The sequence below is a fragment of the Rhodoplanes sp. P11 genome (genome assembly GCF_964266735.1).
GTDB lineage: Bacteria > Pseudomonadota > Alphaproteobacteria > Rhizobiales > Xanthobacteraceae > Rhodoplanes > Rhodoplanes serenus.
Genome location: NZ_CAXWGY010000001.1, coordinates 1,734,033 through 1,756,915 on the forward strand (window position 1 = coordinate 1,734,033; position 22,883 = coordinate 1,756,915).

Sequence of the window (22,883 nt, forward strand, 5' to 3'; positions counted from 1 at the left end):
GTCCTCACGGGGGATGGTCGGCACGGACACGCTGCCGCGCGGCGAGCCATGCGGCGATCCGGTCGAGCAGCAGCGCCAGCGCGAACGCGGCGGTGCCGAAGGCGAACAGCAGCCGGTGCTCGCCGGTCTCGGCGAAGGCGGCCGACAGCAGCCAGGCGCCGGCCGCCTGGCCGACCGAGAACACCACGGTGGCGCGGCTCCAGGCGACCTGCTGGCGGGTGGGATCGTGGAAGATCTCGCGGATCTTGCCGAGCACCAGCGGGGCCGATCCGGGCACATAGGCGCCGACCATGAAGCTGGTGATCGCCAGCGCCGCCGTCCCGGTCGACACCAGCACGATGCCGACCGCGGCGATCTGCACGGTGAGCGCGATGGCGAGCGCCGCGCCGTAGCCGACCCGGTCGCCGAGCGCCCCGAACAGCGCCGGGCCGACGGTGGCGCCGAGCCCGAACGCCACCCACCAGCCGGCCCCCGCCGCGATCCCGGCCCCGAGGCCGCGGGCGATGAAGTCGACCAGGAACACCATGTGGGGCACCAGCGCGACCGCGATGGTGCCGTACACGGCGATCACCAGCGTGGCACTCGTCGGCCATGGCTGCGCCGCGTCGGCGACGGCCGCATCGGTCGATACGACGACGTCCGGCGGCCAGCCGCGGGCGGTCGCGACGGTGGCGAGAGCGGCGAGGAGCCCGAGCGCCATCCAGGTCTCGCCGAGACCGATGCGCAGCAGGGCCGGCACCACGAGGCCCGAGGTCACGATGCCGAGCCCGACGCCGGCGAACACCAAGCCGCCGGCGACGCCGCGCCGCGCCGGCTCGACCAGCCGCAGGGCCGCGGGCGCCGCCATCACCATCAGGGCGCCGCCGCCGAGGCCGGAGACGAAACGCCAGGCGGCGAACCAGGAGAAGGGCAGCGGCCAGGCGCAGGCCACGAAGGTCGCCGCCGTCACCAGCATCAGCACCGGAGCGGCGATGCGGGTGCGGGCGGCGAGCCGCCGGCCCGCGATGGCGCCGATCAGGTAGCCGGCGAGATTGGACGCGCCCAGATAGGCCGCCTGGTCCGGCCCGAACCAGCCAGCCGCCACCACGGCGGGCAGCAGCGGCGTGTAGGCGAAGCGGGCGAGGCCGACGCCGACGAACAGGGCGGCGAGCGCCGCCAGGATGGCGGCGCGGGGGCTCGGCGCGGGTGGGGTCGCTTGGTGCATGGGGGCTCCGGGGCGCCGACTGTAGAGAGCGGCGGTCGCCCGGAGAAACGCTTTGTGGTGATCGCGGCGATCACGCCCGGTGATCACGGCCGGCGATCGATGTGGTGATCGCGGTGGTCGCCCGACGCCTTCACTCGGCCGCGATGGCGGCCGGGCGGCTCTCCCGCATGGCCGCCACGAAGGCGGCCAGCGCGCTCGACAGGCGGCCGTCGCGGCGGCGGATCAGCACGGTGTCGACCCTTGCGTCGGCGGGCGGCAGCGCATGGACGCGGACGCGCTCCGCTGGCCATACCGGCCCGAGCAACGCGCGTGGCAGCAGGGTGACGCCGAGCCCGGCGGCGACACAACCGAAGATGGCCTCCAGGGTGCCGAACTCCTGCACCCGCAGGCCGACGATGCCGCGCCGCGCCAGCACCTCCTCCAGTCGCTGCCGGTACGAGCAGCCGAGCCGCAAGACGACGACGCGCAGGTCGCCTGGCGACGGCCCGGCGTCGAGCGGTGGCGCGTCGGGCGCCGTCATCACCACCAGCTCCTCACGGAACATGGTCTCGGACACGAGGTCGGAATGGTCCACGGGGCCGCACACGAAAGCTGCCTCCAGGTCACGCCGCAGCACGCGCTCGATCAGCTCGGCGGTGGTGCCGGTGCGCAGCATCAGGTCGACGTCCGGGCAGTCCCGGGTGAAGCCGGCGAGCCGCGGCGAGAGCCGCAACGCCAGCGTCGTCTCCAGCGCGCCGACCACCAGCGGGCCGTGCGGCGTGCCGTCGTCGCGGGCTGCGGCGGCGGCCTCGTCGATCAGGCCGGCGATGCGGTCCACATAGGGCAGCAGGCGGCGGCCGGCCGCCGTCGGCACGACGCCGCGGCTGTGACGGGCGAACAGCGGCGTGCCGATCTCCGCCTCGAGCGCTCGGATGCGCGCCGTCACGTTCGACTGCACGGTGTTCAGCGCCTCGGCGGCGGCCCGCATGCTGCCGAGCCGGGCGACGGCGGCGAACACGGCGAGGTCGGCGGGCTGCATGGGTTCTTCCTTCGACGGGCACGTCGGTCGAGCGTCGGCCGCCACGCCAGTCTAGGAAGCCTCGCCGCGCCCGTCACCCTGCCGCGGCGGCCGGCGGTGATCGACGCCCCGGGGTCACGGCCGCGGCGACGGTGTTCCGCTCTCGATCGGGGCCTCGGGACGCGCCGCCCAGGCGGCCCACGAGCCCTTGTAGAGCCGCACGTTGCGAAAGCCGAGCTCCTTCAGGATGCCGAAGGTCTCGGAGGCGCGGCCGCCGGTCTGGCAGTAGACGATCGTCTCCTTGGCGGGATCGAGCCCGGCATAGAGGCGGCGCAGCTCGGCGATGGGCTTCAAGGCCATGCCGCGGGTGTCGGCCACCTGGCGGCGGGCGATCTTGAGGTTGGCGTCGGGATCGATCCAGTTCTCCTCGTAGGGGATGTTCACGGCGCCTGGGACGTGACCGGCGCGGGCGGCGCGGACGTCGCGCCCGGCATATTCGGCGGGGGTGCGGGTGTCGACGATCTGCACCGCAGGGTCCTTCAGCCGCGCGATCAGCTCCTCGGTGGTGACGGTCATCCGGGGATCGGGCGTGAGCCGGACGACGGCCGGCCGCCGCCTGCCGTCGCCCGTCTCGATCGGCCTGCCGGACTCGTGCCAGCCCTCGATGCCGTCGTGGAACACGGCGACCTGGCGGCCGCCGAAGTACTGCACGGCCACCATCGCCGCATAGGCGCGCGGGCTGCCGCGGTTGGCGTAGACGACGATCTCGCGGCCGAGGTCGAGCCCGGCCTCGGCGAGGCTCTTCTCGGCGCGCAGCAGCTCGCCGACCTCCTTGGGGGCCGGCAGGCGCAGCAGGCGGTCGGCGTCCGCGACCGTGACGGCGCCGGGCAGATGCGCCTGGCGGTACGCGGCGGCATCCCGGGCGTCCCAGACGAGGGCACCGCGGGCGATCGCCGCGGCCGTCCCCTCGGCATCGAGGATCAGCGGGCCGGCCCGCAGCGGGACCGCGATGGTCAGCAGCAGGGCGATCAGAGCGAGGCGAAACGAGACGGGCATCGGGCGGCCTCGGCGCGGGGGCGCAGCACAGCAGATGCGGGACCATCGGGGCTGCGGGGTGGCGGGTCGTTGATCCGGATCAGGCGTTGGTAGGGGAGCGCCCGCCCGCGAGGGCGGGCCGTCCGCGCCGTCAAGACATCTTGACGCTGCTTTTGCATGTTATTACATAACGAATATTCCCCTTATCGCGGGCGCCTCTGCGGTGCCCGGAGGTGCTTTCATGACCGCCATCACTGCCCCGAATCCGAGCCGGCGCGACTTTCTCTATCTCGCGACCGGGGTGGCCGCTGCCGCCGGCGTCGCCGCCGCGGCTTGGCCGCTGGTCGACCAGATGAACCCGGACCGCAAGACCATCGCGTCCGGGGTGCCGATCGAGATCGATCTCGCTCCCATCGCGCCGGGGCAGATCCTCAGCCTGATCTGGCGCGGCAAGCCGATCTTCGTGCGTCATCGCACCGCGCAGGAGATCGCCGCCGAGGAGGCGACGCCGCTGTCCGCCCTGATGGACCCGCAGGCCGACGCCGACCGGGTGAAGCCCGGCAAGGCGCAATGGCTGGTGGTGTATGCGAGCTGCACCCATCTCGGTTGCATTCCGCTCGGTCACCGCGGCGACTGGGGCGGCTGGTTCTGCCCGTGCCACGGCTCGCAGTACGACGCCTCGGGGCGAGTGCGGCGCGGGCCGGCCGCCCTCAACCTGCCGGTGCCGCCCTACAGCTTCGTCGACGACACGACGCTGCGGATCGGCGAGGCGTGAGATGACGCGAGGAGAGACGATGATGCGCATCGCGGTGGCGAGCGACGACTTCCGCACGGTGACGGCGCATGCCGGCAAGGCATGCCGGTTCCTGGTGTTCGAGACGGCGCCCGGCGCGGCGCCCCGCGAGGTGGCACGGCTCGACCTGCCGCCCGAGCAGTCGATTCACGAGTTCCGTGGCGACGGTCCGCATCCGTTGTTCGCGATGCGCGCCGTGATCGCCGGCAGCGCCGGTGCCGGCTTCGTCCGCCGGCTGGCGGGCCACGGGGTGGCGACGGTCACCACCGACGAGACTGATCCGGCGACGGCAGCCGCGCGCTACGCGGCCGGCACGCTGGCGCCCGCGGTGGCCGACGCCGACGCCGACGGCTGCGGCTGCACCTGCGGGTGAGGACGGCGAGCCGCTCGCCCGCCCGTGCCGCGGCATGCACTCTCAAAACGCGAAAACCGCCGGGCGGGGGATGGTCCCGCTCGGCGGTTTCGTCTCGCGGTCCGCGCCGGCGGGCCACGAGAGTTCGGCAGCTCGTGGGGTCCACCCCGGCGCGCTTGCGCCGCGCCGGGGGCACTCCGGAGCCGAGAGCGGCATCCGATCCAACTGGATCGGCCCTACTCTAGAAGCCCTTATTTGATCGCATTTTCGACGGCGAACCGGGTCCCACTTCGCGGAAAATGCTCTAGCTCTTGGCGGTCGGGCAGGTGTTGATGCCGAAGATCGTGTAGGCCGGGCAGTAGGAGATCGCCGCGGTGGCCAGCGGCACCAGGCCGATCCAGGCCCACATCGGGCCGCCGGTCAGCGCCCAGTAGACGAGGCCGAAGCCGACCACGGCCCGCACCAGCCGATCCATCATTCCCATGTTTTTCGTCATGACAGTCCTCTCGCTCGCTTCGATGCACAGGATGAAGTCGAGACGTAATCGCGGGAGCGCCGGTCGTCTGTGACGAAGTCACCAATCCGGCGCGGCCGTCGATCCGGACGGATGGCGACGATCGCCGCGGAATGGCCGTCGTCACGTCGGACATCGCCGAAAAACGGCGGAGCGACGCGGCCGCGGAGGCATTGTACGCCGGAGGGGCGGTGCCGTCGCGCGCATTCGGCAGCGGCGATGTCGCAGCGTCATGTCTCGCCGACGAAGCGTCGCCGTTCAGGCGTCGCCCGGGCCGGCGGTGCGGCGCAGGGAGGCGGCGTCGCGGACCTCGATGCGGCCGCGCGCGAGCGACACCCAGCCACGCCGCTCGAATGTCTTGAGATGCCGGCTGATCACCTCGCGGGCGCTGCCGATCTCGGCGGCGAGCTGCTGATGGGTGATCGACAGCGCGCGGCGATCGGCGGCGAGCGCCAGGAGCCGTGCGGCCAGGCGGCTCTCGATCGACTCGAAGGCGACGTTGCGGATCACCCGCATGAGATCCGCCATGCGCTCCGCATGGGCCGTGAACACGAAGCTGCGGAAGCGGCCCGAACGGGCCATCAGGGTCTCGAAGGCGGTGTCGGTCAACGCCACTGCCTCGACGGCGGTCTCGGTGGTGGCGAAGGCGCTGTAGCGGTCGGCCGCCAGCAGCGCCATGGTGGTGAGGATGCAGATGCTGCCGGGTCCGAGCCGATACAGCACGATCTCGTTGCCGTCGCGATCGAGCTGATAGACGCGGATGCGCCCTTGCCGCACCAGCAGGAAGGCGCCGCACGCCTGGTGCGGCTCGAACACGGTGGCGTCGGCCGGCAGCGCTACCGAAGCGGAGGCGCCGGTGAGGATGGCGCGCTCGTCCGGTGGCAGCGTGGACAACGGCGAAAACTCCGCGAGCCAGCCGGGTGAGGGGGTGTTCACGCGCAGCCCCCTCGGGCATCACCGGCGCGGCCGCGGCCGCGCAGCCGGGGGCCATGCGCCGCCGTGCGGCGGGCACGGCCTGCCACCGCTGCGGCGCGGTTCGCCCGCTTGCTCGATGCTCGCATCATCACCGATCCCTATCAGCCGGCCCTGGCCCCCTCAAGCCGGCGACGAGCGAGCCGCCGCGGCACCGTGAACGTGCGAGCCGGGGTTGCGTGGCGGCCGATGCTTCGCCTAGATCACCCGGCGCGCCGCCGCCGCGGCCGCCCGCCGCGGAGGCGGCTCGTCGACCGCCCCGCCGTCCCGTCCCACCTCGACCTCCGAGCACGCCCCATGAGCGACCTGAAGATCATCGCCGGCCCGTTCACGTTCGACGCCCGCTTCGAGCGCGCGGCGGCGCCTAAGACCTGCGCGGCCTTCATCGAGCGGCTGCCCTTCGTCAGCAAGGTGGTGCATGTGCGCTGGAGCGGCGAGGGCGTGTGGATTCCGCTCGGCGACTACAGCTTCGGGGTCGACTACGAGAACCACACGAGCTTCCCGGCGCCCGGCCAGATCATCCTCTATCCGGGCGGCATCAGCGAGACCGAGATCCTGCTCGCCTATGGCGGCGTGCGCTTCGCCAGCAAGGTCGGTCAGCTCGCCGGCAACCACTTCATCACGCTGACCTCGAACCTCGACAAGCTGCCGGAGCTCGGCCGTCTGGCCCTGTGGGAGGGCGCCCAGCCGATCCGCTTCGAGGCGGTCCAATAGATAAAGGACTTTCAGAGCGGAACACGATCCCGTCGGATCGGATTCCGCTCTGGAAGGCGTCCGCCCGGATCGATCCCGAGAGTCGCGCTCGCAAAACGTCCTCGGCAGTAATTCGACACCGCGACTGGGTCGATGTCGTCATTTTCAGACAATTCGCACAGGTTTCGCTGTGCCGTTCTTCGCCATTCGTCTGATGGATTCACGCCTTGACGTCTGGTGGTCGTCATGAGACCGTTTCTCGTCGCAAAACGACGATGCGGGAGAGACCGGCCGAGGCCGCGAGCCAAAGCCGGCGCCGACGGAGCAACACCCCCGGAAACTCTCAGGCACCCGAGACCGCATCGATCGGACACTCTGGAGAGAGGCGTTTCGGACGCCCACCGAAGGGGAAGTTTCGCCCGGCGACGGGCGGGATAAGCTCTCAGGTACCGTGACAGAGGGGGCCACCGGATCGGACATCGTCCGGTCCACGGCTCCTCGTGTCACGGAGGGCGAGCATGCCCCACACTCCGGTCGATCCCATCTCTGCTCATCACGATTCTGATCATCACGTCGCCGATCATCACGCTTCCGTTCATCAGGTCTCTGATCATCCTCTCTCCGCGCACGACGTCTCGCCGTCTCCCATCGCGGCGCCGCTCGCCGGCATCCCGCAAGCGGCGGCGGACGGCGCCGGCCGTCACGTTGTCGTGGTGGGGGCCGGCATCACCGGCGTCACCACGGCTTACGAGCTGCTGACCCGCGGCTACGCCGTGACAGTGCTGGACCGGCAGCGCTATCCGGCGATGGAGACCTCCTTCGCCAATGGCGGCCAGCTCTCCGCCAGCAATGCCGAGGTGTGGAACAGCTGGGCCACCGTGCTGAAGGGCCTGAGGTGGATGTTCAGGTCCGATGCGCCGCTGCGGCTCGGCCTCGCGCCGAGCTGGCACAAGCTGTCGTGGCTGGCCGAGTTCATGGCCGCCATCCCGCGCCGGGAGCCCAACACGATCGCCACCGCCCGGTTGGCGATCGCGGCGCGCGAGCGGCTGTTCGCCATCGCCCGCCAGGAGGGCATCGACTTCAGCCACGAGACCCGCGGCATTCTCCACGTCTATCGCGATCGCGCCGGCTGGGAGCACGCCGCCGCGGTGAACCGTCTGCTCGCCGCCGGCGGGCTCGCACGTCGCCCGGTCTCCGCCACCGAGATTCACGACATCGAGCCGAGCCTCCATGGCCGCTGGTACGGCGGCTTCCTGACGCCGTCGGACTCGACCGGCGACATCCACATGTTCACCCGTCGGCTCGCCCAGGCGTGCCGGCGGCGCGGTGCCCGGTTTGTCCAGAATGCCGAGGTGACCGCCGCCTCGGCCGACACGCGGGGCGTGCGCCTCGGCTGGCGCACCGGCGATGACGTCGGCGTGCTCACGGCCGATTTGGTCGTGGTTTGCGCCGGCGTCGGCAGCCGCCGCATCGCCGCGATGCTGGGAGATCGCCTCAACGTCTATCCGGTGAAGGGCTACTCGATCACGGTCGAGCTGCACGACGACATCAGCCGACGCGCCGCGCCGTGGGTGAGCCTGCTCGACGACGAGGCGAAGGTGGTGTCGAGCCGGTTGGGTCCGGACCGCCTGCGGGTCGCCGGCACCGCCGAGATCGCCGGCTTCGGTCTCGATATCCGCGCCGACCGCGTGCGCCCGCTGGTGGAGTGGACGCAACGCCTGTTTCCGGCGGTGGCGACCGACCGGGTGATTCCGTGGGCGGGTCTGCGGCCGATGATGCCCGACATGATGCCGCGCGTCGGTCCCGGTCGGCACGCCCGCGTGTTCTACAACACCGGCCACGGTCATCTCGGCTGGACGCTGGCGGCCGCGACCGCGGCGCTGGTCGCCGATCGCATCGCCGGCGATCCGGCGGGCCGCCTCGATCGCGCCGCGTAATCGCGTCCGTCGCGCGTCGGCGCGCGGTTGCGACGCGCGCCAGTCGACACGCCGAAGGCGACCTGCACGCGGCGATCGCATCGCCGCGGCAGCCCTCGACCATGTGATTGCTTGCACCGCCACACGAACGACGCGACAACGCGCAACGACGCGCAAGGGAGGAACGGATGGACGCCTTCACCCACTGGCTCAATGTCGTCAACGGCGTGGTATGGGGCGTCCCCATGCTGATCGCCATTCTCGGCACCGGGCTCTATCTCCAGATCCGGCTGAAGTTCATGCCGATCGCTCGTATCGGCCACGGCTTTCGGATGGTCTGGGACGGCCGCCGCTCGGCCGAGACGGCAGTCGGCGAGATCAGCCCCTTCGCGGCGCTGATGACGGCGCTCGCCGCGACCGTCGGCACCGGCAACATCGCCGGCGTCGCCACCGCGATCGCGCTCGGCGGCCCCGGCGCGCTGTTCTGGATGTGGTGCACGGCGCTGGTCGGCATGGCCACGAAGTACGCCGAGGTGCTGCTCGCGGTGCATTACCGCGAGGTGGACGAGCGCGGCGAGGCGGTGGGTGGCCCCATGTACGCCATCAGGAACGGGCTCGGCCCGCGCTTCGCGTGGCTCGGCGTGCTGTTCGCGGTGTTCGGGGGCGTCGCCGGCTTCGGCATCGGCAACATGGTTCAATCGAACTCCATCGCCAGCGTGATGGACACCACCTTCGGGGTCCCGAACTGGGTCACCGGCGTGGTGCTGAGCGGCATCACCGGCGCCGTCGTGCTCGGCGGCATCCGCCGCATCGGGGCGGTGGCGACCGCGCTGGTGCCGTTCATGTGCGTCGCCTACGTGGTCGGCGCCCTGCTGGTCCTCGTCATCTTCGCGGATCGCGTGCCGGGCGCGCTGGCGCTCGTCTTCCAGCACGCCTTCACGCCGGTTGCGGCGACCGGCGGCTTCGCCGGCGCCGCCGTGTGGGCGGCGATGCGCTACGGCGTCGCCCGCGGCGTGTTCTCCAACGAGGCGGGCCTCGGCACCGCCGGCATCGCCCAGGCGGCCGGCAAGGCGAAGAGCCCGGTGAACTCGGCGCTGATCGGCATGATGGGGACGTTCATCGACACCATCGTGGTGTGCAGCATGACGGGCCTGGCCATCATCGCGTCGGGCGTGTGGTCGAACGGCGAGTCGGGCGCGGTGCTGTCCACCTCGGCGTTCAGCGCCGCACTGCCCGGCATCGGTCAGTACGTGCTGGCCGGCAGCCTGATCATCTTCGCGCTGACCACCATCCTGGGCTGGGCCTATTACGGCGAGAAGTGCTGGGAGTTCCTGATCGGCGTCAAGGCCATCACGCCGTACCGGGTGCTGTGGACGATCGCCGTGCTGATCGGCACCGTCACCCATCTCGACACCGTGTGGTTGATCGCCGACACGCTCAACGCCCTGATGGCGGTACCCAACCTGATCTCGCTGGTGCTGCTCTCGCCGGTGGTAGTGGAGCTGACCCGCGCGCATTTCGCCGACATGGCCCGCCGACCGGCCGAGGCCGCCGTCACCGAGCTCTGACCCGACCGGGTCCCTCGTTCGCCGACCCGTCAAAAAGAGCGGCCCGCCTTCGGATCGTCTCCGGAGGCGGGCCGCGTCGTCATCGCCGGTCTGGCGCCGGCTGGCCGTGCAGGCGGCCGTTTACGAGACGGCCGGTTTCGCCCTCACGGGCCGATCGTCCGCGCGGGCGACCGACTGCTGGTAGCGGATGATGCCGGCCAGCAGCGCGACGGCCACGAAGCCGAACAGCGAGATCGCCTGAAGGCCCGGGTTGACGCTGCCGGTTGCATCCTTGAGGGCGCCGACCACGTACGGAGCTACGAAGCCCGACAGGTTGCCGACCGAGTTGACCACCGCGAAGGCGACCGCGACGGCGCCGGCGCTGAGCAGCGACGGCATCAGCACCCAGAACACCGGCACGGTCGAGAACACGCCGACGGCGGCGAGCGACAGGAACGCCAGCTTGAGGACCGGCACCGAGACCAGTGTGGCACTGCCGAGCCCGATCGCCGCCAGGCTGAGCGGCAGCAGCACATGGAGCCTGCGCTCGTTGTGCTTGTCGGAGTGGCGGCCCCACAGGACCATGCCGATGGCGCCGCACATCGGCGGGATCGCGGCGACGAATCCGGTCTGCACGAACGACAGCCCGAAGTCGCGGACGATCTGCGGCAGGAAGAAGCTGATGCCGTAGTTGAACGCCGTCACGCCGAAATAGACGACGCACAAGAGCAGGATGATCGGGCTCTTCATCACGTTGAGCACGCCGTGCGGCACCAGCGCGGTCGCGTTCTCGCGCTCGCGGCGCAGCTCGTCGGCCAGCCACGCCTTCTCGTCGGCGTCGAGCCATTCGGCCTTCTCGGGCGTGTCACGCAGCAGGTAGATCACGACGAAGGCGACGAAGACGGACGGCAGACCCTCGATGATGAACAGGAGTTGCCAACCGTGCAGGCCCCACATTCCGTCGAGGCTGAGCAGCCAGCCCGAGATCGGCGAGCCGATCACGCTGGCAACCGGCATCGAGGCCAGGAACATGCTGTTTACCTTGCCGCGATGTCGGCTCGGCAGCCACAATGTGAAGTAGAACGCGATGCCGGGGAAGAAGCCCGCCTCGGCGGCGCCCAGCAGGAAGCGGATTGCGTAGAAGCTCCACTCGTCCCACACGAAGGCCGTGGCGGCGGAGAGGATGCCCCAGGTGATCATGATCCGGGCGATCCAGAATCGCGCACCCACTTTTTCGAGGATGATGTTGGATGGCACCTCGAACAGGAAGTAGGCGATGAAGAAGATTCCGGCCCCGAGCCCGAACACGGTGTTCGAGAAGCCGAGATCCTTGCTCATGGTCAGCGTCGCAAAGCCGACATTGACCCGGTCAAGGAAGCACAGAATGAAGGAGACTACGAGAATCGGCAGGAATCGTCGGATGACTTTCGTCGTGGTTCTCTTTTCGATGTCTTGCATGCCCCACCTCGCCGGTCGGTGATCGCTGAGCCGTCGCTCGACTCCCGAGCTTTGGACGGCAGGCGCAGCCTGCGCCTTGTCGGTTCCGAGGAGGCGTCGTGTTTCACGAGGCGAAGCATCGTGTTTGAGGAATTGCGGCGACCTCTCCGAGGGAGGACCGTCGTGAGCGGCAAGATCACGGGTCGGCTCCTTATCCATACTCTGTATCGAAACTGGAGTGATCGTGAAGAAGCGGTCGTTTTCGACGGCTGCGACCGTGCGCGGTGTGGTCTGGACGCGACGTCGTCTCGGCGGGAGGCCGGCGCGAGCATCGCGCCGACCCGTCGTGCTCGACACATCGCGCCCGCGGCGGACGACCGCGCTCATCTGCGCGGAGGATCGAACGCATGTCTGAAGACTTCACCCTGGATCTCGGCGCGGTCGGGTTCGTCGGCCATGACCTGATGCGGCCGGAATGCGTGCTCGCCACCCGCTCGGGTCATCTCTACTGCTCCGACTGGCGCGGCGGCGTGGTGCGGATCGGGCCCGACGGCAGCCGCCGGGCGATCGGCTGCGCGGCGCGCCGCGAGGACACCGACTTCATGCCGAACGGCATCGCGCTGCTGCGCGACGGCAGCCTGCTGGTCGCCAATCTCGGGGCCGAGGGCGGCGTCTGGCGGCTCTACCCGGACGGCCATCGCGAGCCGTGGGCCATGGAGGTCGGCGGCGAGCGCGTGGCGGCCGCGAACTTCGTGTGGCTCGACGATCGCGAGCGGGTGTGGATCACCGTGATGTACCGCTCCAATCCCGGCGCCGGCCGCAAGCGGCTCGGCAAGGGTGCAGCCGCCGACGGCTACATCGTGCTGGTCGAATCGGTCGATCGGCCGCAGACGGCCCGCATCGTCGCCGACGGGCTCGCCGCCACCAACGAGTGCCGCATCTCGCTCGACGGCAAGTGGCTGCTGGTGAACGAGACGTTCCACAAGCGCATCGTGCGCTTCGCGCTGGCCGATGACGGCTCGCTCGGGGCCCGCGAGGTGTTCGCCGAGTTCGACGACGACACGCTGCCGGACGGCATGACGCTCGACGCCGAGGGCGGGCTGTGGATCACCGGCATCGCCGCCAACAAGATCATCCGGGTGATGCCGGACGGCCGTTGGCACCTGGTGGTGGAGGACAGCAATGCGGACCACATGGCGGCGATCCGCAAGGCGATCGCCGACGGCACTCTCGACCGCGTGCTGTTCTACAAGAACCCCGCCAAGGTGCTGCCGAACGTCACCAGCCTGGCGTTCGGCGGCCCCGATCTGCGCACCGCCTATCTGGGCTCGGTGAGCGGCGACAGGGTCGCGTACTTCCGCTCGCCGGTCGCCGGCGTGCCGCCGGCCCACTGGGACTGGTGAAGCATCGATTATTCTGGACGATGGTTCGGGCGCGCGGGTCGTGAGGCTCGCGCGCCTTTTCGTTCGACCGGCGCGAGGTCGGGACACAAAAAAAGCCGGGCCGCAGAGGGGGACGCGGCCCGGCAGGCGGCGGATCGATTGCTCGTGGCGGCGATCGATCCGCCGGCGCCGCCCCGCCGGTCGGGTCGGCGCCGAAGTGGTGTCTCAGACGAGATCCGCCTGATCAGTTCGGTGGTCTTTCCGGAAGCCGCGAAGCGGCTATCCGGAATCCAGCCGAGGACTCCGAGTTTGCCGCGGGATTCCGGGTTCGCGGCGGAGCCTGCGCCCGGACGGCGCGAAGCGCCGATCCGGGTGCCGCGCCCCGGAATGACGCGAACTGATCACTCGAAAACATTATCAGACGACGCCCTCCCGGTGGAGCCGCGCGATCGCCTCGGCGTCGAGTCCCAGGAGCTCGCCATAGACCTCCTCGTTGTGCTCGCCGAGCAGCGGGGAGGGCGTCCGGATGGAGGGAGGCGTCGCCGTCATCTTGAGGTGCGAGCCGGTGAGCTTGAGGGGGCCGCCCTTCGGATGCCGGGTCTCCACGAACATCTCGCGCGCCTCGGCGATATGCGGGTCCTTGACGATGCGGTCGATGGTGTTGATCGGTGCCGCCGGCACGCCGGCCGTCAGCATGCGCTCGACGATATCGTCGACGGTGTGCTCCCGGGTCCACGCCTCGACCAGCGGCTTCACCTCGGCGTGGCGCTGCACGCGCTTCGGGTTGGTGTCGAACCGCTCGTCGTGGATCAGCTCCTCGTGGCCGATCACGCCGCACACCAGCGCCCACAGCTTGTTGTTGGCGGCCCCGATGACGACGCGGCCGTCCTTGGCCTGGAACGAGTCGTAGGGATAGCAGGCTTCGTAGCGGTTGCCGATGCGCTCGGCCACCTTGCCGGTGGCGAGATAGATCTGGGTGATGATCTCCATGCTGGCGACGACCGAGTCGACCAACGCGATGTCGACCTTCTGGCCCTCGCCGGTCTGATCACGATGGCGCAGCGCCGCGAGAATCCCGATCGTCACCGAGAGGCCGGCGAGCACGTCGCCGATGGCGGTGCCGGTGCGGGTCGGCTCGCCGCCCGGCCAGCCGGTGGTGCTCATCAGGCCGCCCATCGCCTGGCCGATGATGTCGTAGCCGGCGCGCAGCCGGTAGGGGCCGGAATGGCCGAAGCCCGAGACGGCGCCGTAGACGAGCCGCGGGTTGATCTGCTTCAGGGTCTCCCAGCCGAGACCGAGCTTCTCCATGGTGCCGGGCCGGTAGTTCTCGACGATCACGTCGGCGTGCTTCACCATGTCGAGCAGGATGTCGCGGCCCTTGCCCTTGAGGTTGAGGGTGACGCCCCGCTTGTTGCGGTTGAGGTTCATGTAATAGGCGCTCTCGCCGTTCACGAACGGAACGTAGTGCCGGCTGTCGTCGCCCTTGCCGGGCTCCTCGACCTTGATCACGTCGGCGCCGAGATCGGCCAGCATCATGGTGCAGAACGGGCCGGCCAGCACGCGGGTGAGATCGATGACGCGCAGCCCCGACAGGGCGCCTGCGGTGGTGGTCATGGGACGAACGTCCTCCTCGATTGAACTCTGTCAGGCGCACTGCGGGAAGGCATGCAGGTCGGTGCGCTTGCCGGAGCGCGCGACCTGGCCACCCACCGGGCGGCCGAGCAGTGTCGTCAGTCCGCGGGCGAGCGGCAGGATGGCATCGAGGTCGACCCCGGTGGGGATGCCGCACGCCTCCAGCATGTGCACCGTGTCCTCGGTGCTGATGTTGCCGGTGGCGCCGGGCGCGTAGGGGCAGCCGCCGATGCCGCCGAGCGACGTGTCGAAGCTGTCGATGCCGGCATCGAGCGCCGCCATCACGTTGGCGAGGCCCATGCCGCGGGTGTCGTGGAAGTGGACCGTGAACGGCACGCCGGGAAATCGATCCCGCACGGCGCGGCAGAAGCGATCGACCTGACGCGGATGCGCCATCCCGACGGTGTCGCACAGCGTCACGCCGACCATGCCGAGATTCAGGTAGGTCTCGGTCGCCCACAGCACCCGGTCGAGCGGCTGCTCGCCCTCGAACGGGCAGCCGAACGCGGTGGCGATCGAGCCGGTGACGCGGATGCCGCTGCCCGCCATGGTGCCCATCACGTCGCGGAAGCCGGCCAGCGACTCGTCGCAGGTCATGCGCATGTTGGCGAGGTTGTGCTTCTCGCCGATCGACATCACGAGGTTGATCTCGTCGACCTTCGCCTCGATGGCGCGCAGCGCGCCGCGATTGTTGGGCACGAGCGTGGTGTAGACGACGCCGGGCTGGCGGGTGATTCCGGCCATCACCTCGGTGGCGTCGCGGAGGTTGGGGATCGCCTTGGGCGAGACGAACGACGTCACCTCGATCTTGGCGACGCCGGTGCGCGACAGGGCGTCGACCAGCGCGATCTTCCGAGGCGGCGGCACGAAGGTCTTCTCGTTCTGCAAGCCGTCGCGGGTCGCGACCTCGTTGATGAAGACTCTCGTGGGGGTGGTGGTCGTGCCCATGCCGACTCTCCTCTGTCGGCCCGTGCCCGGCCGGACGCGGACGCACCGGCCGCCGTTCGCGGGGCCGATAGACACGACGGGTCTGCGGCGCGCACACGGGCTTCAGGTTCGAGGCGGACAGTGGCGCCGGGGGACAGGCGTGGCCATCAGCAAGTGGCGGGGCCTGACCTCGCCGATGGCGATGGCCGGCGCACGGGCTGCGGGCGTATGGTTCGACTCGTCGTAGGTTCCGAGCGGGACATCGCGGTTCGCACCGGCCCATTCAACGAAGTTCGCCGCTGGAACGGCGCGCCGCGCGCCCGCCGCGCGCCTGCCGTCCATCCGTCCGTCGGTGCGCCGCGGTTTCGAACGCTCGGCGGCACACCGGGGTGGCGGCGTCAGCTCTCGTGTGAGTCGTGGGCCGGCGGCGCCTGTGCGCCCAGCTCCTGTGCGCCCAGCTCCTGTGTGCGCGGCTCCTGTGCGCGCAGCTCCTGGGCCTGCGCCACGTCGCGCAGCATGCGGCGGTCGAGCGGCGCCAGGCATTCGACGAGGGCGCGGACCACCACCGGCAGCGAGCGATACTCGCGGAAGCCGAGCAGCAGCCGCCGGGTCGCCCACGGCTCGTTGAGCTGCAGCGACGCGAAGGCTCCGGTGGTCGCATAGGGCAGCACCGCGCCCTGAGGCAGCACCGCGACTCCGAGCCCGGCCTCCACCATGCGGCGAACGCCGTCGAAGCTCAGCACCTGGACGCGCAGCTTGAGGGCGAGCTGGGAGCGGTCGACCTCGGACAGCAGGCGGGCCTGCAACGAGCTGCCTTCCTGAAGACCGACGTGATCATAAGCCAACGTGTCGGCCAGCGTGACGGAGTCGCGGCCTTCCAGCGGATGCCCGCGCGGCACGATCACCATCAGGGTGTCGCGCCGGTAGATGCGGGTCTCCAGGCCGGTTTCGCCGATATAGTCCGAGAACACGCCGAGATCGGCGGAGCCATCCTGCACGGCCTCGGCGACCGTGCGGCTCACCTCCTCGCGCAGATCGATCTTCACCTCGGGAAACTGGCTGGTGTAGACGGCGAGATCCTCGGGCAGAAACTGCGTCACCGCCGAGGTGTTGGCCCACAGCCGCGCGCGCCCCTTGGCGCCTTGCGAGAACTCGCTGAGCTCGGCCTCGAGATCCTCGATGATCTTGGCGAGGCGCTTGACGTGACGGTAGAGCGCCTGCCCGGCGGGGGTGGGCTCGACCCCCTCGCGCAAGCGATAGAGCAGCGACACGCCGACCCGCGCCTCGATGTCGGAGATGCGCTTGCTCACCGCCGACGGCGCGATGTTGTTGGCGCGCGACGCCTGGGCGATGTTGCGGTGCTCGACGACCGAGGCGAACAGTCGGAGCGAGAGGAGATCGAGCGTGCTCACGGCGCAATCTACCTCCTCGGCCGCCGTTGCGACAGATGCTTCTGTGGTCCGCCGCGCCGGACGGCGCGACGGGCCTGGTCCCGTCGAGCCGGCGCCGGGCCTCAGGCCATCCGTTCCGGCTCCCGCGCCGCGAACGTCGCCTCCATCTCGCGCCGCAGCCGGCAGGCCGGCGACGCGGTGTCGATGGCGACGTCGTCCCAAGTGACGAGCTGGTCTTTGGCGACCGGCCGGACGAGGGCGACCGAATGGGCGAGCCCGAGCGGCAGATGGCGGGCCGCCAGCGACACCCCGGCCGGCACCAGCTTGCCGAACACGGTGTAGCCGCCTTCGCCGTCCAGCACCTCGCCGGCTGCCAGATCGCGCTTGGCGGTGGCGATGACGTCGGCGTTGAAGACGCGGGCGAGCCCGGTCGGCTCGCCACGCAGCCCGATCGAGGCGATGGAGATGCCGAGCTCCAGCCCGATCAGGTGCCAGCGCTTGTAGGAGCACATGTAGCGGCCGCCTGGATCGGTCACCACCTGGTACTCGCCGAAGCAGCGGTGGATGTAGTCGGTGTCCGCCTCGATGCACACCCACACGCCCTTGCGGATGTCGTAGGGCAGCTTGGTGCCGTCCGGGCGCAGCGACGAGACCACCTCGACCACGCCCTTCTGCTCCAGCACGCCGCCTTCGCTCTTCGGGCGCATCAGAGTCGGGATGTCGTCGATCGAGCCGGGCGGGAAGGAGAGGCCGTGCGACTGCGCCGCGAGCCCGGTCGCGTTGGCGATCGCCGCGCTCTCGATGGCGGGCTTGGAGCCGTCCAGGAAGGCGTTGAACATCTTCGGGTTCATGCCGCCGATGCGGGCCTGCTCGGCCGATACGCCCCAGTGGTCCCACACCGTGTCGGGAGTCGATTCGCGGTACTGCGGCAGCCACTTGTGGCCACGCCCGGCCGCCACCACCGGGAAGCCGGCGGTGCGCGCCCAGTCGACCAGCTCGCAGGCGAGCGCCGGCTGGTCGCCATAGGCGAGGCTGTAGATCACGCCGGTGGCGGCGGCGCGTCGCGCCAGCATCGGGCCGCAGAAGGCATCGGCCTCCACGGTGACGTTGACGACATGTTTGCCGGCCGCGAAGGCGGCCAGGCAATGCTCCACCGCGGCCGGCGGGTTGCCGGTGCATTCGATGACGATGTCGATCGCCGGATGGGCGATCAGCGCCTGCCAGTCATCGCCCACATGGGTGGTGCCGCTCTTGGCGGCATGGTCGAGCGAGGTGGCGGCGACGCGCTCGGCCGGCCAGCCGACACGGGCAAGGTTTTCGCGCGCCCGTGCGGGCGACAGATCCGCGATGCCGACCAGATGCACGCCCGGGGTGCGTGGCACCTGGGCGAGATACATGGAGCCGAACTTGCCGGCCCCGATCAGGCCGACCCGGATCGGATCGCCGGCGGCGGCCCGGGCCTGGAGGAGTGAGAACAGGTTCATCGGAAGCTCCCGGGTGACGAGGGTCGAGGGTGGTCGGCGGTCAGGTGCCGCGCTTGCGGAACTGGACGCCGAGCAGCTCCTCGAACACGAGGATCATGCCGCCCTTGTCGAGCGAGCCGTGGCCGCGCAGCAGCGCCTGCTGGTACGTGCAGGTGGCGGCGGCGAGCACCGGCATCGGAATGCCCTTGGCGGCGGCCAGCTCGGCGGCGCTGACCAGATCCTTGTAGGCCGCCTTCATCGGGTAGCCGGCCCCGAAGTCGCCCTCGAGGAGGCGCGGGACGAAGAACTCGGAGGCGTAACTGCGGCCGGTGCCGGTGTTGATGATCTCGGCCATCTTCTCGGGATCGAGCCCCATCTTGGCGGCCATCGGCAGCACCTCGGCGAGCGCCGCCGCGTTGATGTCGAACAGGAGCTGGTTGACCAGCTTGGCGAGCTGGCCGCTGCCGGGCGGACCCATGTGGACGATCGTGGTGCCGATGCAGGACAGCAGCGGCTCGACCGTCGCGACGGTGTCGGGGGCGCCGCCGCACATCACCGTCAGGGTGCCGTCGCGGGCGCGCGCCTCCATGCCGGACACCGGCGCGTCCACGAAGGCGATGCCACGCGCCGCCAGCGTCTCGGCGACGCGCACGCAGGTCTTGTACGTGATGGTCGAGAGATCGACGACGATCTGGCCGGCACGCAGCTTCGGTGCGAGGCCGTTGTCGCCGAACAGCGCGGCCTCGACGATCTCGGCATTGGGCAGGCACAGGAACACGATGTCGGCTGCCGCGAGATCGGCGATCCGGGTCGTGGTGCGGGCGCCCCGCGCTTCGAGCTCCGCGAAGGCGTCCGGCCGGACGTCGCTCACGGTGAGCTCGGCGCCGCTGCGCAGCAGGTTCAGCGCGATCGGCTTGCCCATCTGTCCGAGGCCGGCGAATCCCAGTTTCATCTCGTTGCTCTCCATTCCTGCTCCACCACGCCGGTGGGCCGGCGCGATCCGGTGCGATGACCGGGGCGGTCGGATCATGGCCGACCTCGCGCCGATTGCCATCGGGGTGGTGTGGAGCGACGCCCGGCCCCGGAGAGCGGTCCTCGCCTGCACCGTCACCGATGACGAAAACCCTGCAACGAGCGGTGGGCTGCCAAAACTCTTTGCTCGCGAGCGCTGCCATCGTGGGTCACGATGGCGATGTGGCTCCGGGGCGCTGCCGCGCGAGAGCATTGTTCGGCGAAGTGGGCGCCGGTTCGCCGCCGACGATGCAATCACGCCGCTCTAGCCACCCGCCCGATCGCTCCCCGCTTGGTTCTGGGGTGGGCGAGAGCGCGCGCCGTAGGGCGACAGCGCCGTCGCGATGGCCTCGATCAGCAGGCGGACACGACGGGGTTGCACGGCGGCCGGCGGATAGACGATCTGCAAGGCCGTCTGGCCGGCCGAGAAGTCGGCCAGCAGCTCGACCAGCGTGCCCTCGGCGATGTCGGCGGTGACGTCCCACAGCGACTTGAAGGCGATGCCGCGCCCCTCGCGGCACCACTGCCGCACCAGGCCGCCGTCGTTGACGATGCGGCGACCGCGCACCAGCACCCGGCGCACCTCGCCGTCGATGCGGAACGGCCATTCGTGATCCACGGTCTGGCCGAACCGCATCAGGATGCAATCGTGGTCGGCGAGATCGTCGGGATGCAGCGGTGTGCCGCGAGCCGCCAGATAGGAGGGCGCCGCACAGACGATGCGCCGGTTCTCGCCGAGCGAGCGCACCTTCAGGCTGCTGTCGGCGAGCACCCCCTGACGGACCGCGAAGTCGATGCCCTGACCCACGAGATCGACATAGCCGTCGGTGAGATGCAGATCGATTGCCACGTCCGGATGGCGATCGAGGAACGCGCCGACGATCGGCACGATGCAGCGACGGCCGAGATCCTCGGGCGCGGTGAGGCGGACGAGGCCCGATATCTTGTCGGCACCGTGGCGGATGCGCGCCTCCAGCTCGTCCGCTTCGGCGAGAAGCCGACGCGCGCCTTCGACCAGCACGCGGCCCTCGTCGGTGAGGCTGAGCGCTCGCGTGGTCCGGGTCAGCAGCGTTGCGCCGTAGTGTCGCTCCAACGCGGCCAGCCGCTCGGACACCGAGGCGGGCGACAGGCCCATCTCGCGGCCGGCGGCGGCGAGGCCGCCTTTTTCGACGATGCGGAGAAACAGGGAGAGCTGATCGAAGGTCATTATTCGATACTTCCGAAATATGACTTCGGAATCAAGTCGATTGTACATTCTTTCCGGAGCTGTGATGTCTCGGTTCCGAGATCGGCCCTGTGCCGATCCGCCCCGATCCGGAGCCGACCGATGACCGCTTCCTTGTTCGATTCCCTATCCCTCGGACCGCTGTCGCTGCCGAACCGCATCGTCATGGCGCCGATGACGCGGGCGCGCAGCACGCAGCCTGGCGACGTGCCGAACGCCCTGATGGCCGAGTACTACGCCCAGCGCGCCGGGGCCGGCCTGATCGTCAGCGAGGCGACCCAGATCTCGCGGCAGGGGCAGGGCTACTCGTTCACGCCCGGCATCTACACGCAGGATCAGATCGCCGGCTGGCGCCGGGTGACCGACGCGGTGCACGCCGCCGGCGGCCGCATGGTGTTGCAGCTCTGGCATGTCGGCCGGATGAGCCATCCGAGCTTTCACGCCGACGGCCGGCCGGTGGCGCCGTCGGCGCTGGCGCCCGACGCCAGCGTCTGGATCGTCGATCCGGCGACCGGGCAGGGCGGCATGGTGGCGTGCCCGGTGCCGCGCGCCCTCGACATTACCGAGATCCCGGGCATCGTCGACGACTACCGCGGCGCCGCCGCCAACGCCGTGGCGGCCGGCTTCGACGGAGTGGAGATCCACGGCGCCAACGGCTACCTGATCGACCAGTTCCTGCGTGACACGTCCAACCGGCGGACCGATCGCTACGGCGGCTCGCGGGAGAACCGCATCCGCTTCGCCGTCGAGGTCGCCGAAGCCGTCGCGGGAGAGATCGGTGCCGATCGCACCGGCATCCGCCTGTCGCCCTACATCACCCAGCGCAACATGGCGGACGACGGCATCGTCGACACCATCTTGATGGCGGCGCGCGCCTTCGATCGTATCGGGCTCGCCTATATCCATCTCGCCGAGGCCGACTGGGACGACGCGCCGGAGGTGCCGGTCCGCTTCCGGCACCACCTGCGGGCCGCCTATTCGGGCCGCATCGTGGTGGCCGGCAAGTACACGCGGGCACGCGGCGAGGCGATCCTGTCCGCGGGCCTCGCGGATCTGGTGGCGTTCGGGCGTCCGTTCATCGCCAATCCGGATTTGCCGCGCCGCTTCGCCGAGGGACTGCCGCTGTCGGCGTTCGAGGGCGCGACGCTGTTCGGCGGCGATGCCCATGGCTACACGAGCTATCCGGCCTGGCCGGCTGCCGCGTGAGCGAGCCGGACACCGACGACAGCCGAAACAGCGCGTCATCGCGCGGCCCGACCGAGACCCCGCGGCCACGACCTCGCCGACACGGACGACACGCCTCCGGCCGCGGGATCGTCGCGTTCGGCCCCCCTTCAACTCCGCACCCCCAGAGGAGACAACACCGTGCCTCATCGTCGTGACGTCCTACACGCGGGCCTCGTCGCCGCCGGCGCCGGTCTGACCGCCGCCGCCACCGGCGCCCGTGCTCAGACCGGGCCTGTTTCCGCCCCGCCCAAGGGCACGTTCTGGCCGAACGGCGCGCGCCTGGTGATCTCGATCTCGATGCAGTTCGAGGCGACCGCCCAACCGGCCGATGCCGAGGGGCCGTTTCCGCCGCTCGACTCGAAATACCCCGATACGATCACGCCGAGCTGGTATCGTTACGGCATGATCGAGGGCGTGCCGCGCCTGCTCGATCTGTGGGACCGCCACGGCGTCAAGGTGACGTCCCACATGGTCGGGCGCGCCGTCGAACTCAATCCCGAACTCGCCCGCGAGGTGGTCAAGCGTGGCCACGAGGCGGCTGGCCACGGCCAGACATGGTCGCCACAGTACTCGATGACGCCCGAGGAGGAGCGAGCCTCCTATGTCGGCAGCGCCGACATCATCGAGCGCATCACCGGCCAGCGGCCGATCGGCTTCAACGCCTTCTGGATGCGGCACTCGCGCCAGACGCTGGAGATTCTCCAGGACATCGGCTTCCTCTATCACATCGACGACCTGTCGCGTGACGAGCCGTCGATCCTGCCGGTGCGCGGCAAGCCCTTCGCGGTGGTGCCGTACACGCTGCGCAACAACGACATCGGTCGCTTCGGCGCCAGCACTGCGATGACCGGCGCCGCCTTCGCGCAGGACCTGAAGGACGAGTTCGACGTCCTCTATGCCGAGGGTGCCAAGCGGCGGCGCATGATGTCGGTCAGCACCCACGACCGCTGGGCCGGGCAGCCCACCATCGTGAAGGCGCTCGACGACTTCATCACCTACGCCAAGAAGCGCGACGGCGTGGTGTTCATGCGCAAGGACGAGATCGCCCGCTTCGCGCTCGCCCAGGCCGACACGCCGCGCGACCCGCCGCGCAGCTTCGGCTGAGCCACGGTCGCCGCCGGTGGGCGCACGGCCGCCGTCGCCACGCGCCGTGCGCCTGCCGGCA

Annotated in this window: 20 protein-coding genes and 2 riboswitches; of the genes, 8 read left to right on the forward strand and 12 right to left on the reverse strand. The window is 70.2% G+C overall.

What is annotated here, in order from left to right; genetic code table 11:
• Positions 1-4: 4 nt before the first annotated feature.
• The 3 genes from ACFQUV_RS07860 to ACFQUV_RS07870 form a co-directional block, all read right to left on the reverse strand.
• Positions 5-1,204 carry a YbfB/YjiJ family MFS transporter gene (locus tag ACFQUV_RS07860; RefSeq protein ID WP_378394518.1) on the reverse strand — a complete coding sequence of 400 codons (1,200 nt, stop codon included), beginning with the start codon at positions 1,202-1,204 and terminating at the stop codon, positions 5-7.
• Positions 1,205-1,334: 130 nt separating this feature from the next.
• A complete protein-coding gene (locus ACFQUV_RS07865; protein WP_129611086.1) occupies positions 1,335-2,222 on the reverse strand; it encodes a LysR family transcriptional regulator in 888 nt (295 codons plus the stop codon).
• Between the two features lie 114 nt (positions 2,223-2,336).
• Positions 2,337-3,257, reverse strand: coding sequence for a sulfurtransferase (locus ACFQUV_RS07870; protein ID WP_129611087.1), 921 nt, complete (start codon positions 3,255-3,257; stop codon positions 2,337-2,339).
• 220 nt (positions 3,258-3,477) lie between these two features.
• Here ACFQUV_RS07870 and petA point away from each other — a divergent pair, with 220 nt between their 5' ends.
• Both petA and ACFQUV_RS07880 read left to right on the forward strand, forming a co-directional pair.
• Positions 3,478-4,011 carry a ubiquinol-cytochrome c reductase iron-sulfur subunit gene (gene petA, locus ACFQUV_RS07875; protein ID WP_129611088.1) on the forward strand — a complete coding sequence of 178 codons (534 nt, stop codon included), beginning with the start codon at positions 3,478-3,480 and terminating at the stop codon, positions 4,009-4,011.
• A gap of 19 nt (positions 4,012-4,030) precedes the next feature.
• The gene (locus ACFQUV_RS07880; protein ID WP_307719476.1) at positions 4,031-4,402 is read left to right on the forward strand and encodes a nitrogen fixation protein; all 372 of its coding nucleotides are present in this window, start codon (positions 4,031-4,033) and stop codon (positions 4,400-4,402) included.
• A gap of 283 nt (positions 4,403-4,685) precedes the next feature.
• Here ACFQUV_RS07880 and ACFQUV_RS07885 read toward each other — a convergent pair whose 3' ends face one another.
• Together ACFQUV_RS07885 and ACFQUV_RS07890 are read right to left on the reverse strand one after the other, a co-directional pair.
• The gene (locus ACFQUV_RS07885; RefSeq protein WP_111384518.1) at positions 4,686-4,877 is read right to left on the reverse strand and encodes a DUF2892 domain-containing protein; all 192 of its coding nucleotides are present in this window, start codon (positions 4,875-4,877) and stop codon (positions 4,686-4,688) included.
• 276 nt (positions 4,878-5,153) lie between these two features.
• Positions 5,154-5,789: a Crp/Fnr family transcriptional regulator gene (locus tag ACFQUV_RS07890; RefSeq protein ID WP_244601728.1), complete on the reverse strand. Its 636-nt coding sequence runs from the start codon at positions 5,787-5,789 to the stop codon at positions 5,154-5,156.
• Positions 5,790-6,164: 375 nt separating this feature from the next.
• Between ACFQUV_RS07890 and ACFQUV_RS07895 the strand changes: the two genes are divergently transcribed.
• The 3 genes from ACFQUV_RS07895 to ACFQUV_RS07905 all read left to right on the forward strand — a co-directional run bounded on the left by ACFQUV_RS07895 (position 6,165) and on the right by ACFQUV_RS07905 (position 10,044).
• Entirely contained in the window at positions 6,165-6,581 is a 417-nt protein-coding gene (locus tag ACFQUV_RS07895; protein WP_111384520.1) for a DUF3830 family protein, read from the forward strand.
• A gap of 247 nt (positions 6,582-6,828) precedes the next feature.
• Positions 6,829-6,930, forward strand: a riboswitch (glycine riboswitch).
• A 1-nt stretch (position 6,931) separates the two neighbouring features.
• A riboswitch (glycine riboswitch) is annotated at positions 6,932-7,022 on the forward strand.
• A gap of 56 nt (positions 7,023-7,078) precedes the next feature.
• Positions 7,079-8,497 carry a D-amino acid dehydrogenase gene (locus tag ACFQUV_RS07900; RefSeq protein WP_129611091.1) on the forward strand — a complete coding sequence of 473 codons (1,419 nt, stop codon included), beginning with the start codon at positions 7,079-7,081 and terminating at the stop codon, positions 8,495-8,497.
• A 167-nt stretch (positions 8,498-8,664) separates the two neighbouring features.
• Positions 8,665-10,044 (forward strand): sodium:alanine symporter family protein, encoded by a 1,380-nt coding sequence (locus tag ACFQUV_RS07905; RefSeq protein WP_129611092.1) that lies wholly within the window; start codon positions 8,665-8,667, stop codon positions 10,042-10,044.
• Between the two features lie 120 nt (positions 10,045-10,164).
• Here ACFQUV_RS07905 and ACFQUV_RS07910 read toward each other — a convergent pair whose 3' ends face one another.
• On the reverse strand, positions 10,165-11,481 hold the full coding sequence (locus ACFQUV_RS07910; RefSeq protein ID WP_129611093.1) for an MFS transporter: 1,317 nt from the start codon (positions 11,479-11,481) through the stop codon (positions 10,165-10,167).
• 386 nt (positions 11,482-11,867) lie between these two features.
• Here ACFQUV_RS07910 and ACFQUV_RS07915 point away from each other — a divergent pair, with 386 nt between their 5' ends.
• Entirely contained in the window at positions 11,868-12,863 is a 996-nt protein-coding gene (locus tag ACFQUV_RS07915; protein WP_129611094.1) for an SMP-30/gluconolactonase/LRE family protein, read from the forward strand.
• Between the two features lie 396 nt (positions 12,864-13,259).
• Here ACFQUV_RS07915 and ACFQUV_RS07920 read toward each other — a convergent pair whose 3' ends face one another.
• The 6 genes from ACFQUV_RS07920 to ACFQUV_RS07945 form a co-directional block, all read right to left on the reverse strand.
• Positions 13,260-14,456 carry a CaiB/BaiF CoA-transferase family protein gene (locus tag ACFQUV_RS07920; RefSeq protein ID WP_129611095.1) on the reverse strand — a complete coding sequence of 399 codons (1,197 nt, stop codon included), beginning with the start codon at positions 14,454-14,456 and terminating at the stop codon, positions 13,260-13,262.
• 30 nt (positions 14,457-14,486) lie between these two features.
• Positions 14,487-15,422 carry a hydroxymethylglutaryl-CoA lyase gene (locus ACFQUV_RS07925; protein ID WP_129611096.1) on the reverse strand — a complete coding sequence of 312 codons (936 nt, stop codon included), beginning with the start codon at positions 15,420-15,422 and terminating at the stop codon, positions 14,487-14,489.
• A 377-nt stretch (positions 15,423-15,799) separates the two neighbouring features.
• Positions 15,800-16,813, reverse strand: a complete 1,014-nt coding sequence (locus ACFQUV_RS07930; RefSeq protein ID WP_165364156.1) for a LysR substrate-binding domain-containing protein — start codon at positions 16,811-16,813, stop codon at positions 15,800-15,802.
• Between the two features lie 101 nt (positions 16,814-16,914).
• A complete protein-coding gene (locus ACFQUV_RS07935; protein WP_129611098.1) occupies positions 16,915-18,276 on the reverse strand; it encodes an NAD(P)H-dependent oxidoreductase in 1,362 nt (453 codons plus the stop codon).
• A gap of 40 nt (positions 18,277-18,316) precedes the next feature.
• Entirely contained in the window at positions 18,317-19,207 is an 891-nt protein-coding gene (locus tag ACFQUV_RS07940; RefSeq protein WP_129611099.1) for an NAD(P)-dependent oxidoreductase, read from the reverse strand.
• 324 nt (positions 19,208-19,531) lie between these two features.
• Positions 19,532-20,473, reverse strand: a complete 942-nt coding sequence (locus ACFQUV_RS07945; RefSeq protein ID WP_129611100.1) for a LysR family transcriptional regulator — start codon at positions 20,471-20,473, stop codon at positions 19,532-19,534.
• 120 nt (positions 20,474-20,593) lie between these two features.
• On the opposite strand from ACFQUV_RS07945, the gene ACFQUV_RS07950 reads away from it, so the two are divergent.
• Positions 20,594-21,697, forward strand: coding sequence for an alkene reductase (locus ACFQUV_RS07950; RefSeq protein ID WP_129611101.1), 1,104 nt, complete (start codon positions 20,594-20,596; stop codon positions 21,695-21,697).
• A 159-nt stretch (positions 21,698-21,856) separates the two neighbouring features.
• Positions 21,857-22,822, forward strand: a complete 966-nt coding sequence (locus ACFQUV_RS07955; RefSeq protein WP_207211583.1) for a polysaccharide deacetylase family protein — start codon at positions 21,857-21,859, stop codon at positions 22,820-22,822.
• The last annotated feature ends 61 nt before the right edge of the window (positions 22,823-22,883 follow it).

Excerpts from the sequence above, each read along its gene's own strand:
- ACFQUV_RS07860 (WP_378394518.1), bottom strand. The coding sequence starts at position 1,204 with ATGCACCAAGCGACCCCACCCGCGCCGAGCCCCCGCGCCGCCATCCTG.
- ACFQUV_RS07865 (WP_129611086.1), bottom strand. The coding sequence starts at position 2,222 with ATGCAGCCCGCCGACCTCGCCGTGTTCGCCGCCGTCGCCCGGCTCGGC.
- ACFQUV_RS07870 (WP_129611087.1), bottom strand. The coding sequence starts at position 3,257 with ATGCCCGTCTCGTTTCGCCTCGCTCTGATCGCCCTGCTGCTGACCATC.
- petA (WP_129611088.1), top strand. The coding sequence starts at position 3,478 with ATGACCGCCATCACTGCCCCGAATCCGAGCCGGCGCGACTTTCTCTAT.
- ACFQUV_RS07880 (WP_307719476.1), top strand. The coding sequence starts at position 4,031 with ATGATGCGCATCGCGGTGGCGAGCGACGACTTCCGCACGGTGACGGCG.
- ACFQUV_RS07885 (WP_111384518.1), bottom strand. The coding sequence starts at position 4,877 with ATGACGAAAAACATGGGAATGATGGATCGGCTGGTGCGGGCCGTGGTC.
- ACFQUV_RS07895 (WP_111384520.1), top strand. The coding sequence starts at position 6,165 with ATGAGCGACCTGAAGATCATCGCCGGCCCGTTCACGTTCGACGCCCGC.
- ACFQUV_RS07900 (WP_129611091.1), top strand. The coding sequence starts at position 7,079 with ATGCCCCACACTCCGGTCGATCCCATCTCTGCTCATCACGATTCTGAT.
- ACFQUV_RS07905 (WP_129611092.1), top strand. The coding sequence starts at position 8,665 with ATGGACGCCTTCACCCACTGGCTCAATGTCGTCAACGGCGTGGTATGG.
- ACFQUV_RS07910 (WP_129611093.1), bottom strand. The coding sequence starts at position 11,481 with ATGCAAGACATCGAAAAGAGAACCACGACGAAAGTCATCCGACGATTC.
- ACFQUV_RS07915 (WP_129611094.1), top strand. The coding sequence starts at position 11,868 with ATGTCTGAAGACTTCACCCTGGATCTCGGCGCGGTCGGGTTCGTCGGC.
- ACFQUV_RS07920 (WP_129611095.1), bottom strand. The coding sequence starts at position 14,456 with ATGACCACCACCGCAGGCGCCCTGTCGGGGCTGCGCGTCATCGATCTC.
- ACFQUV_RS07925 (WP_129611096.1), bottom strand. The coding sequence starts at position 15,422 with ATGGGCACGACCACCACCCCCACGAGAGTCTTCATCAACGAGGTCGCG.
- ACFQUV_RS07935 (WP_129611098.1), bottom strand. The coding sequence starts at position 18,276 with ATGAACCTGTTCTCACTCCTCCAGGCCCGGGCCGCCGCCGGCGATCCG.
- ACFQUV_RS07940 (WP_129611099.1), bottom strand. The coding sequence starts at position 19,207 with ATGAAACTGGGATTCGCCGGCCTCGGACAGATGGGCAAGCCGATCGCG.
- ACFQUV_RS07945 (WP_129611100.1), bottom strand. The coding sequence starts at position 20,473 with ATGACCTTCGATCAGCTCTCCCTGTTTCTCCGCATCGTCGAAAAAGGC.
- ACFQUV_RS07950 (WP_129611101.1), top strand. The coding sequence starts at position 20,594 with ATGACCGCTTCCTTGTTCGATTCCCTATCCCTCGGACCGCTGTCGCTG.